At 49.2% G+C, this 15,335-nt stretch carries 15 protein-coding genes; 12 read left to right on the plus strand and 3 right to left on the minus strand.

Translation table 11 applies throughout. The features are described 5' to 3' along the window. Nucleotides 1-12 precede the first annotated feature (12 nt). The gene (locus tag DQG23_RS31110) at nucleotides 13-345 is read left to right on the plus strand and encodes a DUF2834 domain-containing protein (protein WP_113034931.1); all 333 of its coding nucleotides are present in this window, start codon (nucleotides 13-15) and stop codon (nucleotides 343-345) included. A gap of 503 nt (nucleotides 346-848) precedes the next feature. On the opposite strand, the gene DQG23_RS31115 is transcribed toward DQG23_RS31110, so the two are convergent. Both DQG23_RS31115 and DQG23_RS31120 read right to left on the minus strand, forming a co-directional pair. Next, a complete protein-coding gene (locus DQG23_RS31115; RefSeq protein ID WP_113034932.1) occupies nucleotides 849-1,712 on the minus strand; it encodes an AraC family transcriptional regulator in 864 nt (287 codons plus the stop codon). Between the two features lie 28 nt (nucleotides 1,713-1,740). Further along, complete coding sequence (locus DQG23_RS31120; RefSeq protein WP_113034933.1) at nucleotides 1,741-2,484, minus strand: phytanoyl-CoA dioxygenase family protein; 744 nt, start codon at nucleotides 2,482-2,484, stop codon at nucleotides 1,741-1,743. Between the two features lie 533 nt (nucleotides 2,485-3,017). Here DQG23_RS31120 and DQG23_RS31125 point away from each other — a divergent pair. The 11 genes from DQG23_RS31125 (at nucleotide 3,018) to DQG23_RS31175 (ending at nucleotide 14,270) form a co-directional block, all read left to right on the plus strand. Next, on the plus strand, nucleotides 3,018-3,821 hold the full coding sequence (locus DQG23_RS31125; protein WP_113034934.1) for a sugar phosphate isomerase/epimerase family protein: 804 nt from the start codon (nucleotides 3,018-3,020) through the stop codon (nucleotides 3,819-3,821). A gap of 592 nt (nucleotides 3,822-4,413) precedes the next feature. Next, nucleotides 4,414-4,740, plus strand: a complete 327-nt coding sequence (locus DQG23_RS31130) for a hypothetical protein (RefSeq protein WP_113034935.1) — start codon at nucleotides 4,414-4,416, stop codon at nucleotides 4,738-4,740. After that, nucleotides 4,730-6,517, plus strand: coding sequence for a sensor histidine kinase (locus DQG23_RS31135; RefSeq protein ID WP_113034936.1), 1,788 nt, complete (start codon nucleotides 4,730-4,732; stop codon nucleotides 6,515-6,517). The genes DQG23_RS31130 and DQG23_RS31135 overlap by 11 nt, the downstream gene beginning before the upstream one ends. Then, nucleotides 6,510-8,126: a response regulator gene (locus DQG23_RS31140; RefSeq protein ID WP_113034937.1), complete on the plus strand. Its 1,617-nt coding sequence runs from the start codon at nucleotides 6,510-6,512 to the stop codon at nucleotides 8,124-8,126. The genes DQG23_RS31135 and DQG23_RS31140 overlap by 8 nt, the downstream gene beginning before the upstream one ends. A gap of 156 nt (nucleotides 8,127-8,282) precedes the next feature. After that, on the plus strand, nucleotides 8,283-9,671 hold the full coding sequence (locus DQG23_RS31145; RefSeq protein ID WP_113034938.1) for an ABC transporter substrate-binding protein: 1,389 nt from the start codon (nucleotides 8,283-8,285) through the stop codon (nucleotides 9,669-9,671). Between the two features lie 77 nt (nucleotides 9,672-9,748). Continuing rightward, the gene (locus DQG23_RS31150; protein WP_113034939.1) at nucleotides 9,749-10,648 is read left to right on the plus strand and encodes a carbohydrate ABC transporter permease; all 900 of its coding nucleotides are present in this window, start codon (nucleotides 9,749-9,751) and stop codon (nucleotides 10,646-10,648) included. Nucleotides 10,649-10,792: 144 nt separating this feature from the next. After that, on the plus strand, nucleotides 10,793-11,575 hold the full coding sequence (locus DQG23_RS31155) for a carbohydrate ABC transporter permease (protein ID WP_238178128.1): 783 nt from the start codon (nucleotides 10,793-10,795) through the stop codon (nucleotides 11,573-11,575). A 288-nt stretch (nucleotides 11,576-11,863) separates the two neighbouring features. Continuing rightward, a complete protein-coding gene (locus DQG23_RS31160; protein ID WP_113034941.1) occupies nucleotides 11,864-12,700 on the plus strand; it encodes a VOC family protein in 837 nt (278 codons plus the stop codon). 279 nt (nucleotides 12,701-12,979) lie between these two features. Continuing rightward, nucleotides 12,980-13,435: a YhfM domain-containing protein gene (locus tag DQG23_RS31165; protein WP_113034942.1), complete on the plus strand. Its 456-nt coding sequence runs from the start codon at nucleotides 12,980-12,982 to the stop codon at nucleotides 13,433-13,435. A 168-nt stretch (nucleotides 13,436-13,603) separates the two neighbouring features. Continuing rightward, entirely contained in the window at nucleotides 13,604-13,900 is a 297-nt protein-coding gene (locus DQG23_RS31170) for a hypothetical protein (RefSeq protein WP_113034943.1), read from the plus strand. A 64-nt stretch (nucleotides 13,901-13,964) separates the two neighbouring features. Then, complete coding sequence (locus tag DQG23_RS31175) at nucleotides 13,965-14,270, plus strand: hypothetical protein (RefSeq protein ID WP_113034944.1); 306 nt, start codon at nucleotides 13,965-13,967, stop codon at nucleotides 14,268-14,270. Nucleotides 14,271-14,449: 179 nt separating this feature from the next. Here DQG23_RS31175 and DQG23_RS31180 read toward each other — a convergent pair whose 3' ends face one another. After that, nucleotides 14,450-15,301: an aldo/keto reductase gene (locus DQG23_RS31180; RefSeq protein ID WP_113034945.1), complete on the minus strand. Its 852-nt coding sequence runs from the start codon at nucleotides 15,299-15,301 to the stop codon at nucleotides 14,450-14,452. Nucleotides 15,302-15,335 lie beyond the last annotated feature (34 nt).

Consider the following 15,335-nt stretch of genomic DNA (forward strand, 5'->3'; position numbering starts at 1 on the left):
GAGGGCTTTTCGTTGAAATACTTTTATGGAATATTAGCGATTTTGGGAGTTGTGTTGCCGTATTCGCAATTTCTTCCATGGATCATTCAAAATGGCCTGGATATGTCTCAATTAGTAGAAGAAATAACCCAAACGCGCATTGGATCATTTGCATGGATGGATGTTTTGGTATCAGCAATTGTACTTATTGGGTTCATTCTCTTCGAAGGCAAAAGAAATGGTATGAGGTCGTTATGGTTGCCGATTATAGGTACTCTTGTAGTAGGTGTTTCATTAGGCCTTCCTTTATTTTTATTACTTCGTGAAATACACATCGAGAAGAAATTACAAGAGCGCTTGAGCTAACGGGTACGCTAGTTCAATATAGACACAAAGGCAGCCGGCCACGACGATCGGCTGCCTCTTTTTCGCATGAGTGATTCAGCGGACCACCGGTGATGGACAACTTATTGAAGTTACGGTCAGCATAGCAATATTAAGTTGATAGATAGCGAAAAATGGTGGTTTGGTTTTAAGTAAGAGATTATAAGCAGGGAGTGGGGCATTTGGCGAAGAAAGGGCCAAAAAAGTAGGGCAAGAAGGCGTCTTCATGAGATTGCAAGTATGAAAGAGCTATCTACTAATGCAACAAGTTTGGTGAACTTGAAGCAGGCTATGCCGATTTCCAGGCTAGAATGATAATGAAGCGGCTCCGGCTTTTTGATCGGCGTCCAGCGGAAGGCGTTGATCGGAATATGGTTCTCATAAAGTAAGATTAGATACCTCGAAAAAATTATTTTTAACTGGGGTATATAAGATGAATCGAGTAATCGGCTGTTAGGGATGGTGCGGGCCATGCACTTTCGCAGCTACCGACCTTGCTGCTGGTACTGTCGGGGGGAGCAGCCGTATTTGCTTTTGAACACCCGCTCGAAGTGGGTCAAGGTGCGGAAGCCGGAAGCGTAGCAAATATCGGTTACCGGACGATCAGAGGCAAGCAGCAGTGCAGCCCCGAATTCAATCCGCAAGTTTTGCAGGTAATGCTGGAATGTAAGCCCAGTCGTCTGCCGGAAGCACGTGCTAAAGTATCCGGGAGCGAGACTGGCCTCTCTGGCGGCATCCTGCAAACGCAGCGGTTCTCGAAAGTGATGATGAATGAAGGGAAGGGCGTTCGCAATAGCGACGTGACCCGATGCCGAAGCCTCTACCGCCAATAAGTTCCGATCGGCCGAGCTGATCTCCCGCTGGCGCAGCAGTTCGATCAGTATGCGTTCCAATGCACCTTTTACCATTAGCCGTTGGGCGGTTTTCGGTTCCCTCACTTCCCGGTCGATAATCTTATATTCCTGCTCCACCCGTAGAAGCGCATCTTCCTCCAGACGGATCATCCGGCTTGCATTACCGTAAAGCAGCAATTCGCGCAGCTCGCCAACCAGCATCTCTTCCGAGAAGATCACGTTGTACACGTGCAGAACGGAATCCGGATCCGGATATACTTCGTGGAAATCCGCCGGGGTAAGCAGAAATAGACTGCCTCTCTCCAGCGGATGGGCCACTCCGTTCAAGACGTTCGATCCTGTTCCTCCCGTGATGACGCACATTTCGTAAAACTCGTGCCAATGAAGCGGAGACGGCTTCGTCAGCCGCTGTACAAATATGTTGAACGATCGGTTAAGCTCCATATACTGCTCATTCAACAGTCGTCTAGGCTGAATTCCGTTCTCTCGCTTCATCGGTTCATTCCTTTCCGCTCACAGGCGTCTATACGTTCTCGAACTGGCTTCCCGCTATATCCCGCCCTCTGGCAAGCCATACCTTGTGATTTTGATTACGCTCCGGAATGACTTGCGTTTCCGTAGAGAAATAACGCATCGTATAGCCGCACCTGCGGTGAGGGCTCGTATTGGCCTTTGCGCCATGGATGATCCGGCTGTCGTGCAGCGAGCATTCGCCCCGCTCCAGTTCAAAGTAGACGGCTTGCGAATCGTCGATATTTTTCACTTGCGACCGGAACAAGTTCGTGCTTTTGTCCACGTCCTCGTACTCGGAAAACCCATTGTTATGAGTGCCGGGGATGACGCGCATGCAGCCGTTCTCCTGATTGCTGCGGTCAATGGCCAGCCAGACCGTCACGATGCGATCGAAGCTGCTCACGCGGCCTTTCCAGTAGGCGGAGTCTTCGTGCCATGGAGTTGCGCGTCCCACCACCGGTTCTTTGCTGATGAAATGGCTCGACCACAAGCCGATGTTTGGACCGATGATCGGTTCTACTAGATCCAGCACTTCATCTGCGAGCAAAAATTCCAACAGACGTTCGTCGCGGAAGTGAGGAGTATCCAGCTCATCCGACAGTTTTGCACCCTTCAGCTCCAGGTGCTCCTCGAAAATGTTGGTCAAGATATTCAACTTTTGTTCAGAAAAAAGCGGCTTTTTGTACAGATAATAACCGTTATGATTATAATAGGCCGTGTCTTCCGGAGATAGCAAGCTTTCTTTGTTTTGCATGAACATCGCCTCCACCAATCGATTGTAGGTACAACTCTACTGTAGCAAATCGGGTGAGGCAGACGCTCATCTTTCCATACGGAATACTAAGCGTATCTTCAGATGGTTGTCGATGAAAGTGTAAAATCCGATGCCAATTGATGAACGAGGTGGAGTAGCTCCCTGTCATATTTCTACAAATTTGGGGCTCCAAAATGCAAGCGCTGCTGTTCGGATCTCGCTTGAACCGACCGTGTATATTCCGTAGGCGTCATCCCGGTGAGATATGGCAGGGAGAACTGATTGAATTCCATAAACATTCCGCTGAACCACTGGAGTCGGCGATCATATTTTCTTTTTTTTGGCGCGCAGGATCATCGCATCTGAAGATAAGCCAATAAAATCGAAAGAAAAGATGAGAATACCCATTGACGGGCAGTTATACTAACGGAGACTTCATCTATCATGATTCGGACGTATACATGATGAACGCAATCACCCGGAAGATTGCCGGCAATACGTTCGTCAACTTATAAAGGAAGGAGGCTAGTAAAATGCAATTGCTCAGCTTTAAATCTTTATGGGACATGACTGGAACATTGGAAGAAAAATTAGAAAAAATTGCGGAGGCCGGGTACGGTGGAGTCGAATTCACGCTCCCATCCCAAGACAAATATAAACTTTTCCGCGAACTCCTTGAGCGATACAATCTCGCATTTATTGCACAGGTCGTCACACGGGATGACCATATTTCATCATTCGAATCGCTTGCTAGACAAGCAGCGGAATTTAATCCGGTAAAGATTGTTTCGCACAGCGCAAAGGATAGCATGTCCTACGAGGATCAACTGCGCTTTTTTGAGAAAGCACTTGCCGTCGAGGAGGCAATTTCTATTCCGGTTGCTCATGAAACGCATAGGGGAAGGGCGATGTTTACGCCATGGGCAACCTCGAAGCTACTGCACCAATTTCCCGAGCTGAAAATTACAGCAGACTTTAGCCATTGGTGCTGCGTATGCGAATCGCTGCTCCAGGATCAATCAGACCATATGTCGATTGCGCTTGATCGTGCTATTCACATTCACGGGCGTGTTGGATACGCGGAAGGGCCTCAAGTCGCTGATCCGCGGGCGCCGGAATATTCCAGAGAAGTCAGATCGTTCGTCAATTGGTGGTTGGAAATATGCAAGCGACGCGCGTCGGATGGCTATTCAATCATGACGTTTACACCGGAATTTGGCCCACCGGGTTATATGCATACACTGCCGTTTACAAACCAGCCCGTTACGGATGTTTGGGATGTAAATAAGTGGATGAACCAGTTCTTTTTCGAAAAATATAAAGACGTGTTCGAATGATGCACTCCCTCACATGCTGTTTTTGAAAATTTCGAAACCATAAGTCGCGCAACTCTCAGGGATCATATCATCCGCCAAATATGACTGGGATAGGCTGCAGACGTACCTGCTGAACGGACGATTGGAGATCGACAACAAACGAAGCGCGCGCGCGATCAAGCCGAGGCTGCCGTAATTGTCCGATCCACGAGATTCGGAGGTTGATGCGCTGCTTCACTGGCCGCCTTCAATTCCCTAAACGTGCCGCGTGTTTACAACAACGAAATAACGCATTCCAGTCCCCATCTGATCACCAGGTGGGGACTATTTTACGCTAACCTTCTACCGTTAGGCGGACAGGGTGTCGGATAGGACGCATATCTTGACGCCTCTATTTGCTACTACAACTTGTCCATATAAGCTATACTATTAGAGTTGAGAATGTGGGCGCAATTCTAGACGAGTGCCGGAGCAAGCCCGAACCACACTTAGCCATGTTCACAGTCTGGCTGCAAAGGCAATGTCATGTGAGGCATGGTGCGGAATCGCTGCGCAGGTCGATAGTAGTGCCTTAAGCATTTGCGTGCATATCTATCGTGAGGGGCGGTAAACGATGATGAGAATTGCGATTGCGGCGCCGCGCGTGTTCATCGAGAAAAACGAAACGAACGTCGTACGCGACGAACGGCTGCGCATGGAGCCGAACAGACCGACGCACGAACAGCTCGAGGCGTATTGGATACAGTTTCGTTCTGCCTATCGACGACTGGTGCCGCTTGGGGAGGAATATAACATACAACTTTTGATCGAGCTGAAGAAGGTCGCTTTCAACGGCTGCGCCAATCAAGGCCACGTGCCTGATCTTGCCGGCGACGAACAAAATCATATCAAAGCGCTGCTGAGTGCGGCGGTGGAGCAGGTCGTTGGCGATGCGAATTAAAGCATGGTTCTACGGATTGTCGTTTCGGAGCCGGGTCTGGCTTACGATTGTTCTGCTCATCACACTGGCAGTAAGCGCGAATGGGACGATCTCGTACTTAATCGCCGCCAAGGTCGTGCAAAAAAACGCCTTCCGGCTCAGTGAAGATACGATCAACAAGACGGCCCAGGTCGTCGATCAGCGCCTGCGCAACATTACTGTCTCGATGATGTCGCTGACAATGAGCGATCCGTTCAAAGAAATGATGGACGATGTCGCTTCGGCGAATACGAGCCGGTATTACCAGCATTTGACCTTGTTGCAGAAGGTGTTCTCGCAATTCAGTTTCTACGACAGCTACATCCAATCGATTCTGATCGCCACCCCTATCGGCGACTTTTATCCGACGACTTCGATTCGCCTCACGAATCAGTCGTTCTACGAAAGCGACTTGTACCAGCAGGCCAAAAACGAGAAACGGCCTTTCTGGGTGCCGCGCCATGAGGACGCTTTCTTCTCAAATCGGGAGCAGGTCATATCGCTCGTGCTGAGCACAATCGGGGAAATACCGAATCAAGATTATAACGTCTACATCATTGTCAATGTCAAGGAAAACGATTTGTTACGCTTGATTGCGGACAACCAGGATACAACCGAGACCGGACTGAGCTATATGTTCATCAACGAGGAAGGGCAGGAAATCGTTCGCTCGCCTCTTTATGCGGCTACCGACGCCAAGTGGCGATCTTCCTTCCTTGAAAGGCTTTACAGTGACCAAACCGGCTACTTTTTTTATCCGCTGAATGGCAACGAATCGCTCATCAACTATGCGCGTCTAGAAGTGGGAGGGAACTGGATTTTAATTGGCGTCCAGTCCAAGGAGCGTCTGCTCGCCCAAGTCAACGGCATCAAACGATCGACGCTGTACGCGCTGTTCGGCTGCCTGCTGCTCTCCCTTTTCGTGTCGAACGGGCTGACGAGACTGTTGCTCAAGCCGCTATACAAGCTGCAGGAGCTGATGAAGCGGGTGGAGCGTAACGACTTGAACGCGCGCTATGCCAGCCCTTACCGGGATGAGGTTGCCCAGGTCGGATTACGCTTCAATCGCATGCTGGACGAAATCAAACGATTGATCCAGGACGTCACGGACGGGGAAATGGAAAAGCGGAAGGCGGAAATCAAAGCGTTGACCGCCCAGATGGATCCGCACTTCCTCTATAACACGTTGAACACGATTTATTGCAAATCGGAGCTTGGGGCGAACGACGATGTGAACGACATGATTCTTTCGCTGGCCCACATGTTCCAACTCGGACTTAGCAACGGTCGCGATTGGGTTACGCTGGAAGATGAAATTACCCACATGAAGATGTATTTGGCAATCCAGCATAAATGCTACGACACGCTATTCGATTACCGCCTCGATATCGGCAGCGGGGTCAACCTGTCATCGATCGTACTGAAAATTTTGCTGCAGCCTCTTGTCGAGAACGCGATTATCCATGGCTTTCAAAACATCGAAAACGGCGGGCACATCGAAATCGCCATCCATGTGGAGGTAGCGCAGCTCGTCCTTTCGGTCAAGGACAACGGCTGCGGCATGGACATCGAGGAGGTTTATCGCAACATGCGTCATGCCGCCACAAGTAATAAAGGCTATGCTCTAAGCAACATTGCGCATCGGCTGCAATTGTATTATGGCGAACAAGCGCGGATGGATCTATACAGCGAACCGGGCTGCGGCGCGGAAGTCGTGCTGCGGCTGCCGGTAACGGAAGGAGGAGGCGCAGATGACTGAGCGGCTAATTCGACTATGCGTGATCGACGATATCAGCAGCGTCGTCGAGATGATTACGAGCCGGATCGATTGGACGTCATACGGGATCGAGATTGCAGGTACGGCCGGAAGCGGTGTTGACGGCCTGCGGCTCGTGGAGGAGACGCGCCCGGATATCGTATTGACGGACATTCGGATGCCGAGAATGGACGGTCTGGAGATGACTGCTCACATCATGAAGCTGGCTCCGCACTGCAAAGTCGTTATTTTGAGCGGCTTTACCGATTTTGCCTATGCACAACAAGCCATTCGGCTTGGTGCGTTCGATTTTTTGAAGAAGCCGTTCTCGCGCGCGGAAATAGTCAAAGTGGTGCTGAAAGCGAAGGAGGCGTGGGAAGAGGATCGGCGCAGCCTGATCGAAGTCCACGAAATGGAGAAACGGCTGAAGGAAAGCATGCCGCTCATGCGCCAGGAATATTTAAATACGCTCGTTCATCACCGAACAAACGCCGAGCAGGCCGAGAATCGTTGGCGGTATTTTCAAATTCCGCTGGAACCCGTGCAGCTCGTGGCGATGGTTGTGGAAATCGATCGTTTCGATGGTAACTACGCGGCGCTGCCGACCCATGAAGTGGAACTGATCCGGTTTGCCATGCAAAACATTCTCAAGGAAACGATTGGCACATTTACGAAAGGCGTTGTATTCCGGGAGAGTGCCAATCGCCACGTCTGTATCCTCAATTGTGACGATCCAGAGCTGGCCAGCCGCATCGCCGACCGCTGCTGCGCTCATATCGCGCAGTATACCCGCTTCACCATCTCGATCGGCATCGGCTTGATTGCGGACGATATAAGCCAGCTTCCGGATTCGTACGAGCAAGCGTTGCACGCCTTTTCCTACCATTTCTACACCGGAGGCAACGGGGCGTTCAGCTTCGCTCATATCGCCGGCGCCGATAAGGAGCCTCCGCGTTTCGCGCCCGCAGCCGCTCAGGAGCTGCTGTTCGCATTGCGTGCGGGGAACCTCGAAAGAAGCTCGGGGCTGCTTACGCAACTGCTAAACGATTTGTTCGCCGGGACGCCAAAGCCCGATTATATGATCAGCGTTTGTTACGAGCTGGCGTTTATGATGCTGCGGGTGCTGCTGGAGAAGCTGCCTTATGAGCAAGTTCGGGGATTGGAGCGGCGCATTCGCGAGAACAAGGCGGAGGAGCCGACGATGCAAGAGCTGCGGCAGTTGCTCGACGACATTTGCCGCAAGGGCTGCAAGTGGATCGAAATGCAGCGTACGAGCGAGTCGGAACAAATCGTCCGGCAGTCGATGCAGTACATCCGGGACAATCTCAAGCAGCCGCTTACCGTCGAACAGTGCGCCAAACAGGCTAACCTCAGCGCCGGTTACTTCTCCAACGTGTTCAAGAAAATCGTCGGCATGACCGTACAAAAGTTCATCACGCAAGAGCGGATCAAACGGGCCAAGCAGATGCTGATCGAAGACTATCAGGTGCAGGAAATCGCCGATGCGCTCAGCTACGAGCACCGGCGATACTTTAGCGAAGTGTTCAAGAAGGTGACCGGCATGACGCCGTCGGAATTCAGGCAGGGGTACTTGGGCAAGGACGGGTCGTAAGCGAAACTTCACCGTTTTGTTACCCTGGATGTTGGTCGTGCCGCATGTACTGTCGGTGTCCCAGGCTTCATACTGGAAGAGCAAGTAGCAAATACTTCAGTGGGCCCGCATGATGTTACCGCAGCGCGGGTAACGAACAAAAGGGAGGATTTTCGCATGAGGAAAAAGATCGGGTATACGGGACTCGCCGTTCTGATGTCGTTGGCGCTGGCCGCTTGCAACAGCAGTGGTGGCACAGGCGGCACCGACGGCGCAAGCCCGGACGCGTCCGCAAATAAAAAGGGTTCGGAAGATAAGGTGAAGCTGGAGTTCTGGTCGGTTGATCGTACAGACGCCGATTACACACGAGAAAAAATCGCCAAGTTTCAAGCCGAAAACCCCGGGATTGAAATCAATTATGTGGTCAAGACGGAAGAGTACAATCAGGCGATCGATCTCGCTTTTGCATCCTCGCAGTCGCCGGACATTTTTCGCGTCAAGGAGAACACGATCCAAACGTTCTACAAAAAAGGCTATCTGGAGCCACTCGACGATTATTTTAACGCCGAGTTTAAAAACAAGTTCACGCCGCTGAAAGATCTGAACCTGTTTGACGGCAAAATGTACAGTTTTCCGAACTACGGCTACACGATGCGGCTTGTATATAACGTTGATCTGTTCGAGAAGGCCGGCATCAAAAATCCGCCGAGCACGCTGCAGGAAATGGTTGAAACGGCGAAGAAGCTTACGGCTGTCGGCAAAGCGGACGGAGCTTACGGATTCGCCCTCAACTTCAAGAGCCCGGCAAGCGCCTTCGACCGTTCGGCGCGCGCTATCGCCGAGCTGAACGGCTATGGCGGCTTCGGCTTCGATTTTAAAACAGGTCGGTTCGATGTAAGCGGATTCAAGCCCATTGTCGATGCGTTCCGACAGATGCAAGTCGACGGCAGCACCCTGCCGGGCATGGAATCGCTCGACATCGACCCGCTCCGCGCCCAGTTTGCCGAAGGAAAAATCGGTATGTACATCTCATTCTCTTCCGAGCCGGGCGTCTACCAGAACCAGTTTCCGGCCAAAATCCGATGGGCGGCGGCGCAGGTGCCTACGTTCGACGGAACCGTGCGCGGCGCATCCGGCTTCCTTGGCGGTCAGTGGCTTAGCATCAGCAAAAACTCCAAGCATAAGAAAGAAGCCGCCAAGTTTCTGAATTTCATGTATGGCGAGGAAATATTGCTCGATTATCAAGAAAAAGGATTCGGGATCTCGATGGTGCCATCGGTGCTGAGCAAGGCGAAAAAAGCGGATATCAAAGGCTTCGAATGGTTTGTTCCGACAAAGTACGACGGCGCGTGGCCGATTCAGCCAACCGTAGCTATACAAGGCGAAAAATACCAAGACGCGTTCTTCAAGTACATGCTACAAGGCGGCGATCTGGACAAAATCATCGCCGATCTGAACAAGCGCTACAACGAGGCGCTCGACAAAGCGATCGCCGCCAAGGAAGTGGATGTGAAGCCTGATCCAAGCTTCGATCCGAAAAATTTGCAAAATATGTTAGTGAAGTAAGTTAACTCGACAGGTCGTAGGGTCAGAAGTGGTTTCTGACCCTTTGTCGTAATTTCGGGGAAAGGTTCGTGGGACCCATGAAACAATGGAGAACGAATGCGGCGGGTGCTTTCTTCACCTTGCCCAGTCTTCTCTTGACACTCGTGTTTACGGTTTATCCAATCTTTTGGGTGTTCCGGTACATGTTTTATGATTACAAAGGGTACGGCACACCCCGTTTCATCGGCTTGGACAACTTCCGCACCTTATGGTCGGATCATTTGCTGTGGAATTCCGTCGTCCAAACATTCGTCTATGCGGGCGGGAAGCTGATTCTGACGCTGCCGCTGGCGCTCCTACTAGCGGTCATCCTCAATCGTGCGATCAAAGGGCGACAGCTTTTGCGGGCGATTTATTTCTTGCCGACGATTATCAGCTCTGCGGTGATTTCCGTTGTGTTTTTCATCGTGTTCAACTCGTACAACGGCATTTTGAATCAGTTTCTAATCAAGCTCGGAATCACCGACAAAGGCATTGAATGGCTGGGACCGAAATACGCTATGCTGACGGTCATTCTCATCGCGGTATGGGGAGCGATCGGCAACTATATGATTTTATTCATCGCCGGTTTGCAGAATATTCCGCATGAGGTTCATGAGAGCGCGGATTTAGATGGCGCGGGTGCCTTGCAAAAGTTTTGGTACATCACGGTGCCGATGCTTGGTCCGGTGCTGCAGATGGTCATCATGCTTGCGATCATCAACTCACTCAAAAGCTATGAAAGCATCATGGTGCTGACGGACGGTGGGCCGATTGGCAAAACCGAAGTGATGTTTCTGTACCTGTATCGTCTCCTGTTCCCGACGCCATCGGCCAGCAGTGTACTGGAGCAGCAAATCGGCTACGGCAGCGCGGTCGGTTTCGTGACGGCGGTAATCGTCGGCGGCGTGACAGCCCTGTACTTTTATTTGTCCAGAAAGTTAAATCAAAACGTTTAATCCCGTCTATCTACCGTTTTTTTCTTGGAGGAATGAATCATGCAGCAAGCAACTGCGGGAAAGCCCAAGCCGAGCGCTTCGAGCGGCGTCGTTCCCGTCTTTCTACGACCCGGAACGATCTTTCTATGGATCTTTTTGCTGGTCATGGCGTTTCTCACGCTATTTCCGGTGCTTGTGGCCATCCTCGGTTCGTTCAAAACGAACGCCGAGTTGACCGCCGGCGCTACCATACTGCCGGAGACTTGGCACTTCTCCAACTACGAGGAGGCATGGAAGACGGCCAATTTTTCCCGTTATACGTGGAACAGCTTGTTTATCAGTCTAGCCACGACAGTGGGAACGCTGCTTGTCGCTTCGATGGCTGCCTATGGGGTGGATCGGCTGCGATTCATGGGCAGACGGATGTATATCTTCATTCAAGCGGCCACGATGTTTATCTCTGTCGGTCCGCTGGTGCTGCATCCGCAATTCCGAATCATGGTCTCGCTGCACTTGCAAACTTCGCTGTGGGGCGTCGTTATTTTGCTGGTCAGCGCCCACGCAGCCACTTACTTCATCCTGTTTAGCTTCGTCAAGGCAATTCCGCGGGAGCTGGACGAGGCCGCCAAAATCGACGGCAGCTCGATGCTGGGCACGTATTGGCGGATCATCCTGCCTTTGCTTGGGCCGGGGCTGGGGGTATCGGCGCTGTTTACGTTCCGTGCGGCTTGGAATGAATACATTATGCCGCTCGTGTTCACGATGAGCCAGCCGAAATTGCAGCCGCTCACGGTAGGCTTGTCCAACTTACGCTACGGCGCTGCTGCGGCTGCGCAAACGCACTATATGATGGCCGGCGCCTGTCTGTCGATCCTGCCCCTACTCATCGTTTACGTGTTTGCCAACAAATCGTTTATGCAGATGACGGCAGGTTCGCTCAAAGGATAATACCTGCTTTCATACAAGCCAGCCCTCGCTCTTGCGTGGGCTGGTTTTTGCAGTGTGCGCGTCTCGGATCCTCTTGCCTGAACACCGAGAACAGTTAGTGTTAGGCGACTAATAAAATATTTACTTCTAGATAATGCGTTCCTGCAGCAAGATCTTATGGCTAACTGGAAGGATTGGACCCTAAGGATAGAGAATATTTTACAAAAATATTGATTACTTGTTAGATTAACCTGTCGGCCGGCATCAATTAGACAAGAGGTGAAATTAAACACTGGAGGTATCGAGAAAATGGTAGAGATGGCCGGAAGTATTTCAAGGATAGAGACGGAAGTTATGACCACGCCGAACTTTCGCTTCGATGGCGGATTTATTATGGTGCCAAATGAGCAGTTTGAAGAGGCGGTGGGATGGTATCGCGAAAAAATGGGGTGGAGGCTGAAGGGGACGGGATACCGAATCGCCTTTTTCAAGATGCCAGAGAAAGGACAAGCCAATCTGCTTGCTTATGACCCGGGCAACGAGCATTTCACGTCTGAAGGCACCGCGGAAGGTCATTCCCGATTTTGTTTTCGCACCGCAAATTTGGAGCAAGCGCTGGAATATTTCCGGGGACATGGCGTGGAAAGTGCAGAACCGGTGTTTCTCCCGGACGGTACATTGGCCGCGGATATCGTCGCCTTTGGCGGAGCCAAACTGACCTTGACTGAGGATCGCAAGCTCGAAGGCAAACATCCCGAGTCTAGAGTATTATGTTACGGCTTAAAACCATTGTGGCTGGGGGTGACCGATCTAGCGGCATCACAGGAATGGTATGAGAAGACGCTCGGCTTGAAGCCGGGCAAAAAAAACTACATGGATCAGGGCTTTGCCCTTATGCGCGATGAAAGGTATAAGTGGGACTTCGTATGGCTGCAGAAAGTTCCCGCCGGGTCACACCCGCATCGGACAAACCCAAGCGCGCGGCTCTATTTGCAAATCAAGAAAAGAAGCGATTTGTTCGAGGCACGTCGCTGGTTGATAGAACGGGGAATCGAAACAAGCGAAATCGTCGGGGATCGGTTAAAATGCTTCCATTTCTACGATCCTGATGGTAACCGCTTAAATGCCTGGAGCTATCATAACTGAGCCGAACAAATTGATTTCATTTTGGCTCAATGATAGGGCCATCCATCCTTTGTGGGATGGTCCTAAACTTGTCGTTATAGACAGCGCGGAAAACCGTATCACATATATGTGGTAAAGCGTAGAAGGTTGATTAAGCTAAACGGGTACGATTGCGGAGGAGCTTGCCAAGCGGCGGCTCCTCTTTATTTGTTTAAGTAACGGGCAAGATAACGCAACTAAATAGCACCTTTCTACGTCCAGTAGAACACATGTCAATAGTTATGATAGGGGATTATCTGGATGAAAAAAATAATAATTTGTGTAACTGTCGTCATTTTATTGTTTACGGGTTGCAACAGCGGAAAAGAGTGTTCAAACAAGAACGCTAAATGTATCGAGGATTGGAGTAATGAAGATGTCAAAGAGATCATTGTATATATGATAGATCCAAAAGGAAACAAAGGAACTACAGCTGTTGTCCAGGATCGAAAGAAAATAGATTTTATTCTGAATACAATGCAGACGGCAGAGCCGATGCCTGGTGATCTAAAAGTCATTCCTCCAGACTATGAAGCTGAAATTGTTTTAAAAGATAAAAACATAACCCCTTCTTCTATTCAATTATGGCTTCCTTCAGAAAGCGAAGGTATGATAGTGTTCTCAGATAGTAGTAGTCAGGGTTATAAGGTTACAAAAGAGCAGAATAAAGGAATTAAGGAAATTATAGAGTCAGTTAGGATATATCCTGCGAAATGAACATGTGTAAGAGTTCTTCAAAAAAGGGTTGATTTTTCAACTAAGCCTGTTGGCGTGAATCCGGCAGGCTTTTCAGCTAATAGGCAGGATTGTGTAACACCATGTTGAATCCTAAAGGTATCAATTCAATAAGAGGCAACCAAATGGATTTGAAATGAGGTGCGGCCATTGCAAGGCTATGATGATTTATTGGATTTACTAATCGAAATAAGAAACTTTTTCGATTCGCCAAATACCAATGTTATATGGTCGAGATATGAAAAAGTTGAGGATGTTATAACTGATTTGGATGTAATTAGACAACGGCTTGAACAAAGAGATCGTAAAGTGATATCGGAGCTTAAAATCTTATTTGCGCCAACAGGGGCCTATCAGGAGATTTCAATAAGCAGTGACTGTGGTGAGAAGTTTGTTGAGTTAGCCGCAAGGTTCGACCATATTATCAAATCAACACGGTTAGATTAACGGGTAGTTTAGTAACAAAATCGATTATGATACAGTTTATTTAGCGTGATGATGGAGGTTTTTAATGGGGTTTGATGTTTTATTGTTCGATAATAATAACAGACTCGTTTCGATACTTAAAATTGAAGAAGAAGTACATAAAGAGATATTTGCATCCCATAAACGTTGGGCGTGTTATTTATTTCTCAGAAAATTAAGCGATTATTATCGAACAAACCAGGAATTCAGCGGAAAGACATTGGAAGGATTGATAAATGACCTGATTAACTATAAGCCTCTTATGACTGCTGAATACCATACAACAGTACAGTCTTTGTTAGATGCTATTTTGGATAAGAATGTGCAAAAAATTCGAGTAAGTGGCGATTAGCATCACCCTAACGGGTACGATAGTTGAGGAGCTTGCAGCGATGCACTCCTCATTTTCATTGAAGTACCGGGCAGATTTGCCTAATGAATGTTTAGATACTGCAAACGAAATATGGAGCAGATGGCCAAGTGCCATCTGCTCCATATTTTGTGGAATCTATTTTATTATTCAAAAGATGATCAGATATCGAGTTTGCGGGTACCGATCCACTTCACCATAACTGGATCACGATGTGAAAAGAACAGGCTCTCTTTTGTATCCAACGTAGCAATCGATTCCATATCTTTTTGGCTTAGTTCGAAATCGAAGATATTGAAGTTTTCAATAATTCTTTCTTTACGAACCGACTTCGGAATCACGACGATTTCTCTTTGCGTCAACCACCGTAAAACCACTTGTGCGACGGTTTTCTTGTGCATCTCGGCTATGGACACCAATACCTCGTTCTGGAACAAGTTATTTTTGCCTTCGGCGAAAGGCGCCCAGGATTGGATTTGAACATTGTTCTCTTTCATGAATGCCGCACTTTCGATTTGTTGGTTGAACGGGTGTGTTTCCACCTGGTTTACGGCTGGGATAACTTCATTATGAATGATCAAATCGATCAGGCGATCCGGGTGGAAGTTACTAACCCCGATGGCGCGGATCTTTCCTTCTCGATACAGTTCCTCCATTACGCGCCATGAACCGTGCACATCGCCAAATGGCTGATGGATCAAATACAGATCCAAATAATCCAACTGCAATCTTTGCAGCGATGTTTCGAATGCTTTCTTTGTGCGCTCGTAACCGGCATCCTGCACCCAAAGTTTCGTGGTGATAAACAATTTCTCTCTCGCCACGCCACTCCGTTTGATGGCTTTGCCAACTGCTTCTTCATTCATATAAGAGGCAGCTGTATCAATCAGACGATAGCCTGCCGTAATGGCGTCATAAACGCTTTGTTCACATTCATTTAGATCAGCCATCTGAAAAACGCCAAAACCGATAATTGGCATTTCAACACCATTGTTCAATACTACTCTTTTCATGCAAATCCTCCTGATTTTTATTATTATGTTTAAA

The sequence above is a fragment of the Paenibacillus contaminans genome, from assembly GCF_003285015.1.
In the GTDB taxonomy this organism is placed as follows: domain Bacteria; phylum Bacillota; class Bacilli; order Paenibacillales; family NBRC-103111; genus Paenibacillus_V; species Paenibacillus_V contaminans.

Bases quoted from the DNA above. Each gene is read 5' to 3' on its own strand.
- DQG23_RS31115 (WP_113034932.1), bottom strand. From the start codon at position 1,712: ATGAAGCGAGAGAACGGAATTCAGCCTAGACGACTGTTGAATGAGCAG.
- DQG23_RS31120 (WP_113034933.1), bottom strand. From the start codon at position 2,484: ATGCAAAACAAAGAAAGCTTGCTATCTCCGGAAGACACGGCCTATTAT.
- DQG23_RS31125 (WP_113034934.1), top strand. From the start codon at position 3,018: ATGCAATTGCTCAGCTTTAAATCTTTATGGGACATGACTGGAACATTG.
- DQG23_RS31130 (WP_113034935.1), top strand. From the start codon at position 4,414: ATGATGAGAATTGCGATTGCGGCGCCGCGCGTGTTCATCGAGAAAAAC.
- DQG23_RS31135 (WP_113034936.1), top strand. From the start codon at position 4,730: ATGCGAATTAAAGCATGGTTCTACGGATTGTCGTTTCGGAGCCGGGTC.
- DQG23_RS31140 (WP_113034937.1), top strand. From the start codon at position 6,510: ATGACTGAGCGGCTAATTCGACTATGCGTGATCGACGATATCAGCAGC.
- DQG23_RS31145 (WP_113034938.1), top strand. From the start codon at position 8,283: ATGAGGAAAAAGATCGGGTATACGGGACTCGCCGTTCTGATGTCGTTG.
- DQG23_RS31150 (WP_113034939.1), top strand. From the start codon at position 9,749: ATGAAACAATGGAGAACGAATGCGGCGGGTGCTTTCTTCACCTTGCCC.
- DQG23_RS31155 (WP_238178128.1), top strand. From the start codon at position 10,793: ATGGCGTTTCTCACGCTATTTCCGGTGCTTGTGGCCATCCTCGGTTCG.
- DQG23_RS31160 (WP_113034941.1), top strand. From the start codon at position 11,864: ATGGTAGAGATGGCCGGAAGTATTTCAAGGATAGAGACGGAAGTTATG.
- DQG23_RS31165 (WP_113034942.1), top strand. From the start codon at position 12,980: ATGAAAAAAATAATAATTTGTGTAACTGTCGTCATTTTATTGTTTACG.
- DQG23_RS31175 (WP_113034944.1), top strand. From the start codon at position 13,965: ATGGGGTTTGATGTTTTATTGTTCGATAATAATAACAGACTCGTTTCG.
- DQG23_RS31180 (WP_113034945.1), bottom strand. From the start codon at position 15,301: ATGAAAAGAGTAGTATTGAACAATGGTGTTGAAATGCCAATTATCGGT.